Raw genomic sequence first — 17164 nt, forward strand, 5'->3', positions numbered from 1 at the left:
CACCGTTCCACGTGGAACATTTGTGAGGAGGCCGTGGGCTACCGGTTCCGGGTGTACTGTGCGTAGGTGGCGGAGATGGACTCGTAGATCCGCTGGGTGAGGGCATCTGCATCCCTCGACGTAAGGCCCGTCGTGGGAATTGGGTCTCCCACCACAATCAGGATCGGACGCGGATACAACGCATAGACATGGATGGGGAGGAGTTCATACGTGCCAACCAGCGTAACCGGGACGAGTGGCACTTGAGCCTTGATCGCCATATACGCGCATCCGGACATCATCGTCTGAAGTCGACCGGTGGCGGCGCGGCCACCTTCAGGAAACAGGACCAAAGGCAAACCGTGCTTCAAGGTAGCGACGCCGCGGTTCAGACTGGCGACCAGCGACCGGGAACTCTTGGTATCGACCGGCACCTGGCCGGAGCGGTTGAGGTACCACCCAATGAACGGAGTCTTCCAAAGGGCCTGCTTCGCCAGAATACGAAACTGGAATGGAAGCTTCGCGAACAGGACAGGCGTGTCCATGTAGCTCAGGTGGTTGGAGGCGTAGACGGCGGTCTCGTGCTCGTGCAATTTTTCGCTGCCGACGATCTCTACCGGCGACAGACTGATGAGTAGAAGCGTACGGGCCCAGAGATGCGCGACTGCATGCTGCTGGCGGCCGGACTTGTCCCAAAGGCCGCAAAGCAGCGAGATGCAGCCAAAGCCAGCCGTCGCGAGAGCGATGAGTGGGATCGCGATCAGGTAGGAGAGCCAGCGAAGAGCGAACGGAGGCTGCTTCGAGACAACGGCAGTCCCCGCGTTCTCCGGCTCGGACAGAGAGAGGAGCGGCTGAACTCCCGCCTTCGCCCCGGTGGAAGCTGAAACCCCATCGACTGTCTTCTCAGCAGTCTTGTCTGTCGTGTCTTCCAGTCCCTCACTAAACCTGTCGGTCATGAGAGTGTGGACCCTGACTCTTCCGCAAGCCGGCGGATCTCTCCTACAAGGTAGACCGAGCCGGTAGCGATGACGAGGCCGTTGGGCGGGGTGATGTCGCGCGCGTGTGACAATGCAGTGCGGAGGTCATCCGCTGCGAGGGCAGGAATCTCGAGCTCGCGTGCCGCTGCGAGCAGATCCTCGATGCTGGCAGCGCGTGGGTTGTCGATCGGAGCAAAGAGGATGTGATCGTTGCGGCGCTCCACATCGCCCGATGACGAATCGAAGAGGGGCAGGAGGATCTGGGCCATCTCGCGAAGGTCCTTGTCGCGGAGGCAGCTGAAGAGCAGTGTGCGTGGCTGGGATTCGGGAAGCTGAGCGATCGCGGCGCGCAGAGTCCAGGCTCCGGCCGGGTTGTGGGCTACATCGAGGAGGAGTTTGGGACCGTCGGAGAATTTGACCAACTCGAGCCTGCCAGGCCAGCAAGTGTTGCGAATGCCCTTTTCTATTGCTGTATTGGGTATATTGTAACCATCTCTATTACCTATAGGTGCTGTTTGGAGTAATTTGTAACTGCTTCCATTGCGTAATTCAACTGCTGCCGCAATTGCCAGCGCAATATTGCGCCGCTGATGCTGGCCGGGCAGAGGAGAGTCGACCTCGAGAGCCTGATCCCCAACGGTGACGATGTAGTGATTCGAAGGCAGAGGCTCTGACCGAGCAGGTTCTCCCTCATATTCGCCCTGAGCACTTCTCACCGGCGTATGCGGAATGTAGTTCGCTGCGTTGATGGCGCGCAGATTCAGCGTTGCGGCAGCTTCTCCGATGGCCTGATTCGCCTCCGGGTGTTGCGGAAGCGTGATGAGCGTCCCGTTGGGGCGGAGGATGCCAGCTTTTTCGCGTGTAATCTCGGTGATGGTGTTGCCGAGATAGTCCTGATGATCGAGCGCGATGTCGGTCAGGATCGAGAGGAGTGGCTCGACAATGTTGGTTGCGTCAAGACGGCCGCCAAGACCGACTTCGAGGACGGCGATGTCCACGGGCCGGTCGTTTGCCCCGCCTGCGGACGCCTCCAGGGCAGTTTTGCCCGCGAAGTGGAGGAAAGCTACAGCAGTAAGAACCTCGAAGAAGCTGGGGGGATGGGGAAGATTGCCCGATTCGACCAATCTGCGGGCGGTCTCGTCGACCTGAAAGTAAAGCCTGGCAAAATCCTCATCGGGGATTTGAACGCCGTCGATCTGCATGCGCTCGTTGACCCGGATCAGGTGAGGAGAGGTGTAGAGTCCCGTGCGGTAGCCCGCCGCCGTCAGGATGCTGGCAAGGGTGGCAGCGGTAGAGCCTTTACCGTTGGTTCCGGCGATAAGGACCGGGGGGAAGGCGTTCTGCGGGCTGCCCAGGGCTTCGGCGAGAACACGCATGTGTGCAAGTTCAAATTTGCGCCGTGGAGCGCCCGGCGCCGGAGGGGCAAGTTCGTGACCCAGGGCGTAAAGATTATCGACTGCCGCTGCATAGGACATGCCGCTATTTTAGGCGATTACGTTGGGTCAATGAATAGACGTTACTGGAGGTGGCTGACGTGTCGACTCATCTAACACGAAGGACGAGCCGATAACACGAAGGTGGGATGTCGAGCAAGGTTCGGTGGGGGGATAGTGGGGAATCAACAGTTGCAACATGCAATTCTTTGCAAGTTTGCAAGTCACTGCCAGGTTCACCCTCGGAGGGTTCAGTAAGGCCTTTGGGGAGAAAAAAGGAGATGTTTATGCATATTGCGTTAGGTGTTTCATTTGGAATGATTGCTACCGCCCCCTTCATCGGACGGTGGAGAGCAAACGTTTGGCTGAAGAAACATATCCCGCAGCAACCGACCATGAAGAGCTTACCGGAAATCGCATAACCCAACCCCACGTACTCGTAATGAAAACAGGACCGCTACCCGGTAAGGTGCGGTCCTTCCTTTTTGCCCTAAAGCCCTCAAAGTGAGCCGGTAGATTGCTCCCACGTTAAGTAGAGAGCCAGGCTTGGTGACGAAATACGGCGGACAGTTGTATCGCTGTCCGCCGCGTACTCTGCTATCGGTCTGTTAAACGAACTTGTTACTTGGAGGCGGCCAGGTCTATCTCGTGGACGAACTTCTCGATGAAGACCGATTCGGCGACCTTCCCCTGGGCTACGGTGTTGGTGCCTCCCGCATGCACGATGGTCAGGTCCGTTATACCGATAAAGCCGAAGACGACGCGGAAGTAGGGGCCTTCGAGGTTGTAGGACTCCATGGGCGACCCTGCCGTGTACTCGCTGCCACTGGCGATGATGACGGTAACCTTCTTACCGGCAGCAAGGCCCTTGAGGCCTTCAGGGCCAAAGCCGAAGGTTTTATTGAGCCGGACAATATGGTCGATCCAGGCCTTGAGGACGGCCGGAACGTTGAAGTTGTACATGGGGGTCGAGATCACGACTTCATCGGCGCCGAGCAGCTCAGCGATAAGCTCATCGGAGATCTTGAGCGCGGCCTTGTGCTCGGCGGAGTGCTGGTCAGGAGGAGTGAAGGCGCCGCCTATCCAGGGTAGATCGACGTAAGGGATCTTTGTAGTGGCCAGATCGCGGGTAATAATCTCCCCGCCGGTGTGGTTGGACTGCCACTCGGTCGCGAAGTGGTTCCCGAGTTTGCGGGAGATGGAAGATTCACCCCGCGGGCTGACGTCGATCTTTAGAAGTGTTGACATTTGAAACCCTCATCTTGCTTGGATGGGCCGCAGATAACACGCGGCCGCTACCCTATAGATGTAGGAGAAAATGTCTTTGATGCAAGCCACGATGAATTTACAGCGAAGACTTCGCCCCCTTCGCCGTTTCAGCAATGCGGAACTATCTGGCCTGTCGAGCCTGCGATATATAGATGATCTTCGAGACCGAGCTGCGAGGCTTGGTCGGTCCTGCAAGCATGGCAACACGCGAGAACTGAGGTGATCCGGTCCAGGTGGGCAGCCGAAAGAGATCAAAAGGGTGTGCGGCGGGCGTTTTGTTGTCGCCTTGCTCCTTGGAGTGGTGATCGCGAAGCTCTCCGAGAACAAGAGAGCGCATGGTCGCCCGTTCTGCGGGTGAATTGGACTCCCAATAGAGACGGAAGCCTTGGCCACAGATGCTGCAGTGAATGTCTTGCCGGAACTCCGATTTTCTCAGTAATACCTGCATGTGGTTGTCGTCCTGTGCGGGCCTTTGCCCGAACTTCTATGGACATCTCAAACACCGTTACAGTAGCCGGGACCGGGCGACAGGGCCATAGCACCGTCGTGCCAGAGCGATATGGTTCCGTAGTAACACCCTGCATCATGACCTGCGGTTACCAGGCAGAACTTTAGCTTCCGGGAGGCGCCGTCTCGACGCATTTTGCGACAACCATCTATTCTTGATATGTGAGCGAGCAGACGATCAAGATTCAGCTTCCGGATGGTTCAGTGCGCGAGGTTCCGCGCGGTACGACAGCACACGATGTGGCGATGAGCATCTCGCCCCGGCTGGCTGCAGCAGTTGTCGTGGCACGGATTCGTCCGCTGACGCCTGTGGCTGCCGGAACCACTACCGATGACGAGACATCCGAGGCAGCAATGTACGGCGGCGACGAGACCGGAGAGCGGCTGGTCGATCTCGCCGCTCCATTAAATGAAGATGTTGCGCTGGAGCTGCTCAAAGAGAGCGACGAAGCTGCGCTGAAGGTAGTGCGGCACTCAGCCGCGCACGTCATGGCGACGGCAATCCTCGAGCTGTTTCCCGAGACGAAGCTCGGACATGGTCCTGCAACGGACGCGGGCTTCTTCTATGACGTCTACCGCGAGACGCCGTTCAGTGACGACGATCTCGCAGCCATCGAGACGCGCATGGCCGATGTCGTTGCACGCGATGAGAAGTTCATCCGCGAAGAAGAGTCGCGCGAGATGGGCCTGAAGGACTACGCCGGGCAGGGCGAGTTCATGAAGGTCCACTTCATCGAGAAGTTCACGCAGCCGGGCGATGAGATCTCGCTCTATCGCAACGGAAAATTTGTGGATTTCTGCCGCGGCCCGCATGTGCCCTCAACGGGCCGAGTGAAGGCGTTCAAGGTGACGTCGGTCGCAGGAGCGTACTGGCTCGGCGATGAGAACAACCAGCAGCTCCAGCGCATCTACGGCACCGCATTCTTCAACACGAAGGATCTCGATGCTCACTTCAAGCGCCTCGAAGAGATCAAGGCCCGCGACCACCGTGTGCTCGGCAAGCAGCTCGACCTCTTCTCAATCCAGGAGGTCGCAGGATCGGGCCTCATCTTCTGGCATCCAAAGGGCGGGCTCATTCGCAAGACCATGGAAGACTGGATGCGCGATGAATGTATCCGTCGCGGTTACGAAATGGTCTACACTCCGCACATCATGCGCCGCGATCTATGGAAGATCTCAGGCCACGAAGGCTTCTACTCGCAGAACATGTATCCCCCAATGGAGCTGGATGACGCCGAGTACCGGCTGAAGCCGATGAACTGCCCCGGTCACATTCTCATCTACAAGAACTCCCCGAAGAGCTATCGCGACCTGCCGGTACGCTATGCGGAGCTGGGAAATGTTTATCGCTACGAGCGCAGCGGCACCATGCACGGACTCTTGCGCGTCCGTGGCTTCACGCAGGACGACGCCCACATCTTCTGCACCCCTTCGCAGATCGTCGGCGAAATCGAGGATTGCCTGGACTTCGCCGAAGCTGTGCTGAAGACCTTCGGCTTCGCGGAATATCGCGTGGAACTCTCTCTGCGCGACCCGAAGAAGGCCGGCGAATTTGTCGGCAATGCTGCCGATTGGGAGAGCGCCGAATCAGTACTAAAGGACGTCTTGACCAAGCGTGGCGTGGCATTCAAGGCCATCCCTGGTGAGGGCGCATTCTATGGTCCGAAGATCGATATCAAGCTGGTCGATGTGCTCGGCCGTCTCTGGCAGCTGTCCACGGTGCAGTTCGACTTCAACCTGCCTGCCCGCTTCGAGCTGGAGTACAAGGGCGAAGATGGAGAGTTGCATCAACCCGTCATGGTGCATCGTGCGCTCTTCGGTTCGGTGGAGCGGTTCTTTGGTGTGCTCATCGAGCACTACGCCGGTGCGTTTCCGCTATGGCTAGCCCCAGTGCAGGTCGGAATCGTGCCGATCTCGGAGAAGCACGTCGAGTACGCGACAGCGGTAAAGGCAAAGCTTGAAGCGGCAGGCCTGCGCGTCGAACTCGATGTGCGCAACGAAAAGATGAACGCGAAGATTCGCGAGTTCACCTTGCAGAAGGTACCTTTCGTGCTGGTCATGGGAGATAAGGAAGCAGCAGCGGAAGCGGTAAGCGTCCGCACCCGAGGCAAGGGCGACGAGGGCAGCGTCTCGCTCGTCGACTTTATCAAGAGGGCGAAGGAGCTGGTGTCTTCCAAAACGGTTGCACTCTAAACGGTTGCACTCAAAGAATTGCGCATGAGGCTTCACCATGGCTTCGCTCTCTGACGAAGATCGGGCAGCGGCGATCGCGATTCTTGATGAGCTACGCGGTCGAATCGCTGCAGTCGCAGGCGAAGACCGCGAGCGCCTCTTCCAAATGCGGCGCTATATCCTGAAGCGGCTCGAGTTCGATGAGCGCGGCACACCAACCCAGCGACGCAAGCTGAAGGATGCAAAACGTAAGAGTCAGCGCGGACTCTGTGCTCTTTGCCAGAGCCCATTGCCGGACCGAGGAGCAGAGTTAGACCGGTTCCGAGCGATCGATGGATATACTGCAAGAAATACGCAGTTGGTTTGCCATACCTGCCATCAGAAAGCTGAAGCAGAGCGCGGATACGCTTAGTCTTCACAGACGACGGCTTGGATCGACATCTGCATCAAAGCAAATAGAACCTGACTTATGCATACGAAAGATATAAAAATTCCGTAGATCTCTTTGTGCGTTGGTACAGGCAGGTTAATTTCAATTGAGCGGTCGGCTCGGGGAACGGTAGAATTTTTCTACAGGAGTCCAATGTTTACGATTAGCGACAGCGTCCATATCAATGCTCCGATCGAGAGGTGTTTTCTGCTCTCGACCAATATCGAGCTCGTGGGACGAACGCTTGGGATGAAGCCGATTGAAGGCAAGACCAGCGGGCTGATTGAAGACGGGGACAGGCTTCTGTGGGCCGGATGGAAGTTCGGCTTCCCGCAGATGCATGAAAGCCTGATCACAAAATATGAACGGCCCACCTTCTTTCAAGACACGATGGGACGTGGCCGTTTCAGACGATTCCAGCACGACCATCACCTCTACTTTATGGATGGCCGCACGGTATTGAACGACAAGCTGCGGTTCACCATGCCGTTCGGATGGCTCGGTGGACTTGTGGCGCGATTCGTACTGGTGCCGCACATCTCGCGGCTGCTTCGCAAGAGGATGCGCCTGCTCAAAAGGGTCGCCGAGAGCAACGAGTGGCGGCAATATCTGCCGGAGACCACGAACCTGAAGAACAGCGAGAAGAGCGCATCACGCTAACGTCCGCATAGCAAAACTTATCTCGGAACGTTCAACAGACGGCCGACACCCTGACTCATCCTTGCATCTCACACCATGAGGTGAATTATGAATGCCGTCGTCTTGCATGAGTATGGTGGGCCCGACAAGTTGTTGTACGAGAGCTATCCCGACCCCGTGGCCGGCAAGGGTGAGGTGCTGGTACGAGTAGCAGCAAGCAGTGTGAACCCCATCGACTACAAGATGCGGAGCGGAGAAGCGAAGGCGCATTTCCCGCTCGTACTGCCGGCCATCCTCGGAAGAGACATCTCCGGGATCGTGCGCGAGGTCGGAGAAGGCGTCAGTGGATTTGCGCCCGGCGATCGAGTGATGGCGTTTACCGAAAAAGCATATGCCGAACTGGTCGTGGTGAAGGCAGCGGATCTCGCACACGTGCCGCAGCATTTGGATCTGATCGAAGCGGCGGCCCTCCCACTCGTGACATTGACTGGAGAACAGCTGATCACGCGAGGCACAAAGATCCAGTCTGGGCAGACGGTGCTGGTGACCGGAGCATTCGGCGGAGTGGGGCGTTCGGCGGTATGGACGGCAAAAAAGGCCGGTGCCATCGTCATTGCAGGCGTAAGAAAGTCGCAGGTGAAGGACGCGGTGACGCTCCGCGCAGATATGGTGCTGCCACTCGATGACGCAACCGCGATGGAGAAGCTGGGGTTTGTCGATGCCGTGGCCGACACGGTTGGCGGTGAAACCGCTGCGAAGCTTCTGGGAAAGGTGAAACAAGGAGGAGTCTTTGCTTCGGTGCTGGGTCCGCCGTCGTATGCGAACATGCATCCGACAGTCAGGATCGAGCCGGTTCGAGCGGTGTCGGACTCGAAGACGCTTCAGACCATGGGGGAAGATGTGGTCGCAGGCAAACTGAAGATCCCCATCGATCGAATGGTCTCTTTATCGGAAGCTGGAAAAGCGCACGCTGCCGCCGAAAAAGGCGGAATAGGAAAGATATTGCTTCTGGCGTAAGGGTTGTTGCATTACGCTAGGCTCTGAGCAGTCGATCGGTGGCGCACATGGAACGGATTCGACTCGAGACCTGGATCGATGCACCGGTTGAACGGTGCTTCCTGCTAAGTCTGAGTGTGGATCTTCACATCGCATCCGCACATGCTTCACGAGAAAAAGCGGTCGCCGGTGTGACGACGGGCCTCATCAACAAAGGCGAAACGGTGACCTTTCAGGGCCGGCACTTTGGGCTCACACTCAACCACACAAGCAGGATCGAAATACTGCGGCCCTACTCGCACGTTCAAGACGTCATGATTGAGGGCCGGTTCGAGCACTTCGAGCATGACCATCACTTCGCCGCGATGAACGATGGCACACGCATGCGCGATGAGATTCGATTTTCTGCACCCTGGGGTGTGCTGGGACGCCTTGCGACGAGCATGTTTCTGCGTCGGCATCTGACGGCGTATCTGGAGCAGAGGAATGCGTTACTAAAGCAGGTAGCGGAGTGCGAGGAGTGGCACAAATATCTCGACGGCCATTCCGTCTCGGCCACCCCACAGTCCGATGGAGAGGCAAAGACAAGTCGCTGGAATGACCCAGGCTTACTCCGCGGTTCACAGAGCTAGACAATCTCTACCGAATCATCATCGCCGGCGAAAGCTATTGCGGATGGCGCGAGTGCGATCTTCCGTGGCTGCCTGCGTCGGCTGCGCCGGCTGAAGACCTTCGGGGTACAGAACCACGAAGCGTCGCGGAACCTCGCCTGAAGACGCCGTCGGAAGACCGGACTTTGCCAGTGCCAGGTGCAGCATGCGTCGTTCGCGCGAGGTCATCGGTGGAAACGAGTATGGGCGAGCCGTGGTGCGAACTAACTGCACTGCTGCCTCAGCTCTTTCCTGAAGTTCGCGGTCACGATTGGCTTTGAAGTTTTCGGCATCGAAGGAGATTTGATCGTGATCTTCCGGCTCGAGCCGGAGAATCTTCGCAGCGACGTGCTCGATCGAGTGCAGAAGTTCGCCGTTGCGCGCCAGAAGAAGTGCTGTATCGGGCCCACTCAAGTCGACTTTGATACGAGGGAGTGTGGCAGAAACTGGTGAGTCGGAGAGGACACGCTGAGATCTCTCACCGACTGAATCGTCAGTGTTGGGTTGCACTTGGCCGTTGCAGGCAAGGATTTCGTACTTCAAATCGAGACTTCCTGTGTTGGTCAAAACTTCCAGGTAGTCTTTGATCTTTTTCTCTGCGTGGCCCTGATCATTGAAAAGGGTCGTCATTTTTGAAGAAGCAACATATTAGACCTTGTTTGTTTGACAATACAAACGTATTCGAACACTAAGACGTTCGTTTTGTTGCGAAAGTTTCGGACTAAATAGTGATCTTTTTCCAAAATGGAACTATCGCTTCCCCGAAATCGTCGTTGGGGTCCCTGCCTTGCGCCGGGCCCGTTTGGCAGCAATCTCACGCATCTCGCGGCCGATGCTCGTTCTGTTCATCACCGACTGCTGAATGATGCTGATGAGGTTACCAATAGTCCAGTACAGAGCCAGCCCAGACGCGTAGTTCCACGTCATGTAGCCCGAGACAGCAGGCATCATGAACGCCATCATCTTCTGCTGCTGCGGATCGACGCCCGGCGACGGCGTATAGAACTGCACCAGGAACTGGCTGACGATCATAACGATAGGCAGAATATGGTACGGATCGGCGCTCGAAAGATCGGGCAGCCAGAACCAGTGAGACTGGCGAAGCTCCACGACCTTGGGAAGCATGCTGAAGAACGCAATCAACAGAGGAAACTGGATCAGCGTCGGAATGCAGCCGCCGAACATATTCACTCCATTGTCCTTCTGCAGCTTCATGATCTCGACGTTCATCTCGTTGCGCTTCGGATCGGTCGCCTTGTACTTCTTGTACCGCTCCTTGATCGCATCCATCTGCGGCTGAATCCGCTGCATCTTGAGCCCGCTCTGCATGGTCTTGATTCGCAGCGGCAGCAAAATAACGTTGATCAGCACGGTCAGCAGAACAATCGACCATCCCCAGGCGCCAGGCCAGCTCGAAACAACATGGGCATGGATGAACTGCAGCGCCAGGAACAAATACTTGCCGATCGGCCCAAAGAAGCCGAAGTCCAGCAGCGGTTCAAGCGAAATGGTATTACCTGTCGCGCGAATACTACGCAACACGTTAACCGCCTTCGGCCCGACATAGACCCGCGTCTGCGTATGGCCGCTCGTATCGCCGAGCGCAGCCCCAAGAATCGGAACCTCAATCGCACCCTTCGCCGGAGCACCGGAGCCAAGGCCCGTCCGGCGAATCGTCTTCGCCACATCGAGCGTGTTGTGCAGCGTCGCGACCGTCGAGGTCTCCGGCGAATCCGGCAGGAAGATCGCAGCAAAGTAGTTATCGCTGGTTCCGGCCCAGTCAAACGGCCCATTCAGCGTCTCGCCACCGGACACCTTCTTCGCCGCAAGATGCTCTTCCTTCGCATTGCGCGCGACATCCAGCTGACCGCTCGCGTAGGCCGACGCATTGTCCTGATCGCCAAAGCCGCCCGGCCAGTTGATCAGCGCACGAACCGGCGCGCCGTTGCGAGTCACCTCGACATCGGCATGAAGAACATACGTCTCATCGAACGAAAAGGTCTTCGTAACCTGCGTCCCACCATCCGAATACTTAAACGTGAGGCTCGCCGGAGCAGCAAGATCACCCGTAGCCGAAGGAACATAAAGAGCCTGGCTCAAACCAGTCGTCTGCGCAGAGTCATACGTGTAGAGCGACAGCGGATAGCCAAACTTCTTCGCCGCATCCGTATGAACAATGTTCAACGGCTTGCCATCGCTATCCTTGTACTTCTTCAGAACCCAGCTCGTAACCTGAGCCCCGCGATTCGTAAACGTGATGCGGTAGAGTTCGTTCTCAACAACGGTCGTAGACTCGGCAGGAGCCTGAACCGCCGGCACCGACGATGCAGCCGCAGCAGGCGACAGAGCAACGGGCGCGTTAGCAGCGGGCGACATCCCCGGCTGCGCAGCGGTTTGTCCACCGGATGTCGCGCTCTGCGTCGAGTTAGGCGACACGGTCTGAGGGTTGTTCTTGGCGCGGAAGTACTGCAAGCCGAAGAACACGGTGACCAGAACGACCATCATGACGAGGAGCGATTTATTGTCGCCGCCGCCCTGTTGATTGGGGTTTTTGAACTCTGCCAAAAGAGACTTCCTATTCTTTGCTGACTTGCGCTAACGCCTAAATGGATTCGTAGATGATTTGCAGACGCTAGCTCTATGATAAATGGTCTGTGGGAATGCGGACGGATGGGATCGCACCGGAGTTTCGCAACGGCACCGGATCAACCCCGCCCTTCGCGAACGGATGGCAACGCGCCAGCCGCCGAAGCGCAAGCCACGAGCCCTTCAGAACCCCGAACCGAACCAGCGCAACATACGCATACTCCGAGCAGGTCGGAAGGTACAGGCACTGCGTCGGACTGAAGGCATGCAGAATCGGCGACACCACCGATTTGTAGAATCCATACACAACGCGTACCGCGAGGCTGGGTTGAGATTCGTGAGATTCGTGAAATTCGTTAGCTTCGTTCATTTTGCTTCGGGCGTTGTAGCGGAGCGCCGCCTGGCCCCATCGTCGCTATCGCTTGCAGCTCTATGGCTTGCCGTGTTCTTGCCCGCAGCCCTTTGAATCGCGCGAAACACCGTCGCAACCTCACGCTCCAGCGTTGGAAAATCGAGATCGATCACGCTGCGGCGCGGATGAAGAATCACATCCACCGGCGTATGCAGCGACGAAAGATTCTTTCGTACCGCCTCACGCATACGGCGCTTGATGCGATTGCGATCGACCGCCTTCCCCATCACTTTGCCAACCGTCAGGCCCACGCGGGGGCTACCAGCGTCCACTTCGCGGACCGGTGTGCCGTCAGGCCCTAGCTGCGGACGCAACGTAAAAAAATAGCTCATCTGCTTCGCAAACTGCTTCCGGCTGGCCTTGTAAACGCGTTGGTAGTCAGCATGTTTCCGCAGACGGAAGATCGAGTTTGGAGTGGGAGTCATTCAATCAGCCGCTTCAACTATGGTACAGGCTGAAAGAGCCTGTACTGATGGCAAACAGAAGCCCAGTGGCTGGCTGCCTTCACAACCTTTTGTTACCGACGCCACACATAGAGTTACACCAGCATCCGAAACCGGTCTCAAAACCATTTGATTTGGTAGGGATGACGAGTCTTCAAGAAAACGAAGAAACGAAAAAGACAAAAAGACGCAGACCGTCGAGAGCGAGAGTTACCTCACCTCGACGGCTATATGGATTCCATAGAATTTGCTGGGCTTATATCCATCGGACTTGCCGGCCGCAACCTCAACTTGTTGAGATCTTTCGAGCCAGACCGGACATCCGGGAACTTCAAATACAAGAAGCAAGCAGGAAAGACTAGTCGCGGAAACCGGCGCTGACGGCGATCTTATGACGGCCCTTGGCGCGACGGCGGCTGAGCACTGCGGCACCGGCCTTGGTCTTCATGCGGGTAAGAAAGCCGTGGGTCTTGGCGCGGTGGCGGCGGTTGGGTTGAAAAGTACGCTTCGGCATGACAAAAAACTCCTGCGCAGGGAACAACACCTGCTCAAACTTTTAGGCTGTTGCAACAATCTCTGAGTATACCCGATAGGACCGGATTTTCACAGGGGGAAATCACCCGCATCCATTCCAGAGGTTCGGCACTCTTAAGTGCTATAGAGCAACGTGGTGGTCCTTGCGTAAGTTGATTCGCATACCCGAAGAGAGCTCAGGATGTGAGGAGGTTTATGTGCGACACAGGTATCATGGAGTAATGCACGGAGTAATGAATGAAGTGATGCATGGGGTAATACGCAGTGGGTAAGAATCACGTTACCCCCGCCCCTTTTTTTCGCTAAAGTGCGACTGATTTTCCGTTCTTCACTGGTTATGGTGCAACTTGTTTTTTTTGCTTCAGACCAATGAAAATGGCCATCTTTTCCGTGCTACTATCGAACCCGATTCGTAAGACGTTTTTCTGCACGCCCAGCCGTTCCGCACTCTGCTTTACGTTGAACTACTCCTCTCCGCAACCTGATGTTTCATAGGTGCCCAGCGGAGATAATTCTGGCAACACAGGATCGTCTCCACCTGTCTGCAAAGGCAGGAGCGGACTTCCATTTGCTTTTGGATCTATTGGATCTATTGGATCGCGTAGAATCTTGCGCGACTGTACCAAGTGCCACGGTCTGGTTTGGAACAGGAAACAAGACAAGGAAACTAAGAATGTCATTCGTTCCGACGGCCACCGCCGTATTGAATTATTGGGTCCGTATTCTGGCTGCCCTTGAGAAGAAGATCAATCGCCAGTCTTACGAGACGTGGCTCAAGCCGACTCGGTTCTCACATCTGGAGGGTAAGAAGCTATTCGTTCGAATCCCCTCGACAGACTTCCAACATATTGGCGACCGTTACGCCGACCTGATCCAGGAGGCGATCGACAATCTCGGGCTGGATGTCGAAGCGGTGACCTTCACCACACCAGAGCAGGACCCGCGTGCTCCAAAGGTGCGCGAAGACGGCGGTTTTGCGCCCGTGCCAAGCCATAGCCAGAGCGCGCCACGGCAGGCACGCCTCGGCAGCACAACGAACTCCAACAATGCAGTGCAGGCGCCGACACCGGAGCAGGCACGCTTCGACTGGAGCGCTGCATCGCAGCTCAATCCGCGCTATCAGTTCGACGCATTCGTGATCGGCAGCGGCAACCAGTTCGCCACAGCAGCAGCACAGGCCGTCGCAGAGCGACCCTCCAAGGCCTACAACCCCCTCTTCCTCTACGGCGGCGTCGGTATGGGCAAGACCCACCTCATGCACGCCATCGGTCACGACGTAAAACGCCGCCAGCCTCACGCGTCTATCAGCTACGTCAGCGGCGAAAAGTTCACCAACGAGATGATCAACTCGGTCCGGTACGACAAGATGACCGGCTTCCGCGACAAGTTCCGCAACGTCGACGTCCTCCTCATCGACGACATTCAGTTTCTCGCCGGCAAGGAGCGAACGCAGGAAGAGTTCTTCCATACCTTCAACACCCTCCACGAGAGCATGAAGCAGATCGTCATCGCGAGCGACCGTCCTCCGAAAGAGCTTGCCGACTTTGAAGATCGTCTGCGCTCGCGCTTCGAGTGGGGACTGATCGCCGACATTCAACCACCGGATCTCGAGACCAAGGTTGCCATTCTGCAGAAGAAGGCAGAGAGCGAACAGACCCAGCTACCCACCGACGTCGCGATGTTCATCGCCTCGAACGTGAGGACGAACGTACGCGAACTCGAGGGTGCTTTAGTTCGTTTAATCGCATGGTGCAGCATGCACGGCGTCGAGATCACCCTCGCCGTCACCCAGCAGTGCCTCAAGCAGTTCATCGACACGCAGGTCCGCAAGATCACCATCGAGACCATCCAGCGCACCGTCGCCGAGCAGTTCGGCATGCGCGTCGCGGAGTTGAAGCAGAAGAACAACTCACGCCAGATCGTCGTGCCCCGGCAGATCGCGATGTTCCTCGCCAAGCAATTGACCGAGGCTTCCCTGCCCGAGATCGGACGTCAGTTCGGCGGCAAGCACCACACCACCGTCATGCACTCCATCTCGAAGATCGATGACCAACGCCGAGCCGACAAGGACCTGAACCGCACCATCAACAAACTGATGGAGACGTTGAGCTAGCGTTTTTCAAAACAAACACGAAGTAAGTCCAGGGAGACCGACATCAACGTCGGCCTCTCTTTTCTTAACCCAGGGCCCAAATGAACTCTCCTGCCCTGGGCTACAATTGCGACGCTTGGCCAGAGAAGCCAACCCTGCATTCCAACTTTGAAAGGACACGACCATGAGTACGAGCACGACCGTGACACCGGAACGAATCATGCAGTTCACCTGGGGCTATGTACCAACCTTTTTGCTGGAAACTGCAATACACCATCGCGTCTTCGACGTGCTGGATGCGGGGCCGAAGACACTGAAGGAGACCGCAGCAGCAACGGGAACCTCGGAACGCGGGTTGCGAATCCTCATGAACGGTCTGGTCGGGTTGAACTTCCTCGCCAAAGACGGTCAGCAGTACGCGTTGACACCGGAGAGCAACGCATTTCTCGTCAGCACCAAGCCGGCGTTTCAAGGCGGCATTCTGAGGCATGCGAGCATACAGTTAATTCCAAAATGGCTGCAGTTGAATGAAGTGGTCAAAACCGGCAAGCCCGCGACCGCGGTCAACCAGCAGGGTCCGGGCAGCGATTTCTTTCAACAATTTGTTCAGGACTTATTTCCTGTGGCCTATCCGGCAGCGCAGCTGCTCGCAAAGACTCTCGCGTTAAGCAAGTCAACGGCACCCGTGAGAGTGCTCGATCTGGCGGCAGGCTCTGGAGTCTGGGGAATTGCGCTCGTTCAAAGCTCGGACAACGTCACGGCAACGGCGGTGGATTGGTCCGGCGTGCTACCCGCGACGAAGCAGACGGTGGCTCGATTTGGACTCTCTGATCGATTTACGTTTGTCGCAGGCGACCTCGACTCGGCGGACTTCGGCCAGGGTCACAACGTCGCAACCCTGGGCCATATCCTGCACAGCGAAGGCGAAGCAAGAAGCAAAGCTCTCCTGCGCAAAGTCTTCGAAGCTCTAGCCCCCGGCGGGACAATCGTTATCGCTGAGTTCCTCGTCAATGAAGATCGAACCGGGCCGGTCGGCTCTCTCTTCTTCGCCGCGAACATGCTGGTCAACACCGACGAGGGAGACACTTTCTCGTTTGAGGAGATCCGGGAGTGGTTGAAGGCTGTAGGTTTTACCGACGCGCGGTTGCTCGAAGTGCCCGGGCCTTCGCCTCTGGTCCTTGCAACGAAACCTTAGCCAAAAATAAAGTTACAAAATTTGGCGTATTTTTGGCTGCTGGTAAACGTGGTGCTAAGCCACCACGTTTACCACGCAATTCACCACAAACTGACCACCAAAACACCACGTTTTGGACACCGTTTTTCGCAAATACCCCTGCAAAAACGCCACTTCACCAGCGCCAGAAAAATCCGCTATTTGGACAGATATTTTTCCGGAATCGGATTGGTCGGCGACTCCGCATCCCAGAAAATATTAACCACCCAGTAGCGGTCGCCATCCTTCAGCAACTGGAAGCTGTTGATCCCACGGGCAAACGGAGTGGCGTCGTCGAGGTTGTGCCGTGACTCGTAGGTGCTCCAGATCTGCACGATATTGCCAAACTGCTCGATATCGTTATGAATTGAGTGCTCAAAGAATCCGGCACTCGTCATACGCCCGTTGCTGCGCGCAATATAGCCGTCAATCGTGAGAATCACAGCATCCGCATGGCCCGCGGTCGTCTCTCTTGCTGGTATAAGCCGAGCATCAGGAACAAAGAGCGACCGCATGCGATCCCAGTCACGCGCCTGCCCCTTAGGCCCAGAGATACAGCTGTAAACAGCGGCCAGAATGGCCTCAGGAGACTTCACATCCTCCGGCTTGGCAACCGGCCAGCCAGGATGGCCAGCGATAGAGCCTACGAGCGGTGCAGGCGCAGGAGCTGCAGGGACTGGCGTCTGGGCAACTGCAGCGATACCGGCAAAAAAGAGAACCAGCGTGGAGATGCGATTTATTTGCTTCACGGAACTCCTTGAGAGGGACAGAGCTACTTTACTGTGCCTAAGCAGCTTATGCGTGGCTAAACGTGGCAAATCGCAAATTTTGA

At 56.7% G+C, this 17164-nt stretch carries 17 protein-coding genes; 7 read left to right on the forward strand and 10 right to left on the reverse strand.

Going from position 1 to position 17164, the window contains the following annotated elements; all coding sequences use genetic code 11:
• Nucleotides 1-38: 38 nt before the first annotated feature.
• From RBB82_RS09795 to RBB82_RS09810, 4 genes are all read right to left on the reverse strand, one after another.
• Nucleotides 39-935 (reverse strand): lysophospholipid acyltransferase family protein, encoded by an 897-nt coding sequence (locus RBB82_RS09795; protein ID WP_433974943.1) that lies wholly within the window; start codon nt 933-935, stop codon nt 39-41.
• Complete coding sequence (locus RBB82_RS09800; RefSeq protein WP_433974944.1) at nt 932-2431, reverse strand: bifunctional folylpolyglutamate synthase/dihydrofolate synthase; 1500 nt, start codon at nt 2429-2431, stop codon at nt 932-934. Before RBB82_RS09800 ends, RBB82_RS09795 begins: the two co-directional genes overlap by 4 nt.
• Nucleotides 2432-3010: 579 nt before the next feature.
• A complete protein-coding gene (locus RBB82_RS09805) occupies nt 3011-3637 on the reverse strand; it encodes an FMN-dependent NADH-azoreductase (RefSeq protein ID WP_433974945.1) in 627 nt (208 codons plus the stop codon).
• A gap of 142 nt (nt 3638-3779) precedes the next feature.
• On the reverse strand, nt 3780-4106 hold the full coding sequence (locus tag RBB82_RS09810) for a hypothetical protein (RefSeq protein WP_433974946.1): 327 nt from the start codon (nt 4104-4106) through the stop codon (nt 3780-3782).
• A gap of 221 nt (nt 4107-4327) precedes the next feature.
• Here RBB82_RS09810 and thrS point away from each other — a divergent pair, with 221 nt between their 5' ends.
• From thrS to RBB82_RS09835, 5 genes are all read left to right on the forward strand, one after another.
• The gene (gene thrS, locus RBB82_RS09815; protein ID WP_433974947.1) at nt 4328-6358 is read left to right on the forward strand and encodes a threonine--tRNA ligase; all 2031 of its coding nucleotides are present in this window, start codon (nt 4328-4330) and stop codon (nt 6356-6358) included.
• Between the two features lie 37 nt (nt 6359-6395).
• Nucleotides 6396-6749, forward strand: a complete 354-nt coding sequence (locus RBB82_RS09820) for a hypothetical protein (RefSeq protein WP_433974948.1) — start codon at nt 6396-6398, stop codon at nt 6747-6749.
• 171 nt (nt 6750-6920) lie between these two features.
• The gene (locus RBB82_RS09825) at nt 6921-7427 is read left to right on the forward strand and encodes an SRPBCC family protein (RefSeq protein WP_433974949.1); all 507 of its coding nucleotides are present in this window, start codon (nt 6921-6923) and stop codon (nt 7425-7427) included.
• 87 nt (nt 7428-7514) lie between these two features.
• Nucleotides 7515-8423 (forward strand): NADP-dependent oxidoreductase, encoded by a 909-nt coding sequence (locus tag RBB82_RS09830; RefSeq protein ID WP_433974950.1) that lies wholly within the window; start codon nt 7515-7517, stop codon nt 8421-8423.
• A 47-nt stretch (nt 8424-8470) separates the two neighbouring features.
• Nucleotides 8471-9034, forward strand: a complete 564-nt coding sequence (locus RBB82_RS09835) for an SRPBCC family protein (protein WP_433974951.1) — start codon at nt 8471-8473, stop codon at nt 9032-9034.
• A gap of 18 nt (nt 9035-9052) precedes the next feature.
• Here RBB82_RS09835 and RBB82_RS09840 read toward each other — a convergent pair whose 3' ends face one another.
• The 5 genes from RBB82_RS09840 to rpmH all read right to left on the reverse strand — a co-directional run bounded on the left by RBB82_RS09840 (nt 9053) and on the right by rpmH (nt 13007).
• Nucleotides 9053-9682, reverse strand: coding sequence for a protein jag (locus tag RBB82_RS09840; RefSeq protein ID WP_433974952.1), 630 nt, complete (start codon nt 9680-9682; stop codon nt 9053-9055).
• A gap of 120 nt (nt 9683-9802) precedes the next feature.
• Complete coding sequence (gene yidC, locus RBB82_RS09845) at nt 9803-11617, reverse strand: membrane protein insertase YidC (RefSeq protein WP_433974953.1); 1815 nt, start codon at nt 11615-11617, stop codon at nt 9803-9805.
• 73 nt (nt 11618-11690) lie between these two features.
• The gene (gene yidD, locus RBB82_RS09850) at nt 11691-12008 is read right to left on the reverse strand and encodes a membrane protein insertion efficiency factor YidD (protein WP_433974954.1); all 318 of its coding nucleotides are present in this window, start codon (nt 12006-12008) and stop codon (nt 11691-11693) included.
• Nucleotides 12005-12475 (reverse strand): ribonuclease P protein component, encoded by a 471-nt coding sequence (gene rnpA, locus RBB82_RS09855; protein ID WP_433974955.1) that lies wholly within the window; start codon nt 12473-12475, stop codon nt 12005-12007. Before rnpA ends, yidD begins: the two co-directional genes overlap by 4 nt.
• Before the next feature lie 376 nt (nt 12476-12851).
• Nucleotides 12852-13007, reverse strand: coding sequence for a 50S ribosomal protein L34 (rpmH, locus tag RBB82_RS09860; protein ID WP_089836647.1), 156 nt, complete (start codon nt 13005-13007; stop codon nt 12852-12854).
• Nucleotides 13008-13700: 693 nt separating this feature from the next.
• On the opposite strand from rpmH, the gene dnaA reads away from it, so the two are divergent.
• Together dnaA and RBB82_RS09870 are read left to right on the forward strand one after the other, a co-directional pair.
• Complete coding sequence (gene dnaA / locus RBB82_RS09865; protein ID WP_433974956.1) at nt 13701-15140, forward strand: chromosomal replication initiator protein DnaA; 1440 nt, start codon at nt 13701-13703, stop codon at nt 15138-15140.
• 163 nt (nt 15141-15303) lie between these two features.
• Nucleotides 15304-16314 (forward strand): methyltransferase, encoded by a 1011-nt coding sequence (locus RBB82_RS09870; RefSeq protein WP_433974957.1) that lies wholly within the window; start codon nt 15304-15306, stop codon nt 16312-16314.
• A gap of 176 nt (nt 16315-16490) precedes the next feature.
• On the opposite strand, the gene RBB82_RS09875 is transcribed toward RBB82_RS09870, so the two are convergent.
• Entirely contained in the window at nt 16491-17081 is a 591-nt protein-coding gene (locus RBB82_RS09875; protein WP_433974958.1) for a nuclear transport factor 2 family protein, read from the reverse strand.
• Nucleotides 17082-17164 lie beyond the last annotated feature (83 nt).

Source organism: Tunturiibacter lichenicola, assembly GCF_051013355.1.
Lineage (GTDB): Bacteria > Acidobacteriota > Terriglobia > Terriglobales > Acidobacteriaceae > Edaphobacter > Edaphobacter lichenicola_F.

What these genes read in the sequence shown, in the direction of transcription:
- RBB82_RS09795 (WP_433974943.1), bottom strand. Translation starts at nt 935, where the DNA reads ATGACCGACAGGTTTAGTGAGGGACTGGAAGACACGACAGACAAGACT.
- RBB82_RS09800 (WP_433974944.1), bottom strand. Translation starts at nt 2,431, where the DNA reads ATGTCCTATGCAGCGGCAGTCGATAATCTTTACGCCCTGGGTCACGAA.
- RBB82_RS09805 (WP_433974945.1), bottom strand. Translation starts at nt 3,637, where the DNA reads ATGTCAACACTTCTAAAGATCGACGTCAGCCCGCGGGGTGAATCTTCC.
- RBB82_RS09810 (WP_433974946.1), bottom strand. Translation starts at nt 4,106, where the DNA reads ATGCAGGTATTACTGAGAAAATCGGAGTTCCGGCAAGACATTCACTGC.
- RBB82_RS09820 (WP_433974948.1), top strand. Translation starts at nt 6,396, where the DNA reads ATGGCTTCGCTCTCTGACGAAGATCGGGCAGCGGCGATCGCGATTCTT.
- RBB82_RS09825 (WP_433974949.1), top strand. Translation starts at nt 6,921, where the DNA reads ATGTTTACGATTAGCGACAGCGTCCATATCAATGCTCCGATCGAGAGG.
- RBB82_RS09830 (WP_433974950.1), top strand. Translation starts at nt 7,515, where the DNA reads ATGAATGCCGTCGTCTTGCATGAGTATGGTGGGCCCGACAAGTTGTTG.
- RBB82_RS09835 (WP_433974951.1), top strand. Translation starts at nt 8,471, where the DNA reads ATGGAACGGATTCGACTCGAGACCTGGATCGATGCACCGGTTGAACGG.
- RBB82_RS09840 (WP_433974952.1), bottom strand. Translation starts at nt 9,682, where the DNA reads ATGACGACCCTTTTCAATGATCAGGGCCACGCAGAGAAAAAGATCAAA.
- yidD (WP_433974954.1), bottom strand. Translation starts at nt 12,008, where the DNA reads ATGAACGAAGCTAACGAATTTCACGAATCTCACGAATCTCAACCCAGC.
- rnpA (WP_433974955.1), bottom strand. Translation starts at nt 12,475, where the DNA reads ATGACTCCCACTCCAAACTCGATCTTCCGTCTGCGGAAACATGCTGAC.
- rpmH (WP_089836647.1), bottom strand. Translation starts at nt 13,007, where the DNA reads ATGCCGAAGCGTACTTTTCAACCCAACCGCCGCCACCGCGCCAAGACC.
- dnaA (WP_433974956.1), top strand. Translation starts at nt 13,701, where the DNA reads ATGTCATTCGTTCCGACGGCCACCGCCGTATTGAATTATTGGGTCCGT.
- RBB82_RS09870 (WP_433974957.1), top strand. Translation starts at nt 15,304, where the DNA reads ATGAGTACGAGCACGACCGTGACACCGGAACGAATCATGCAGTTCACC.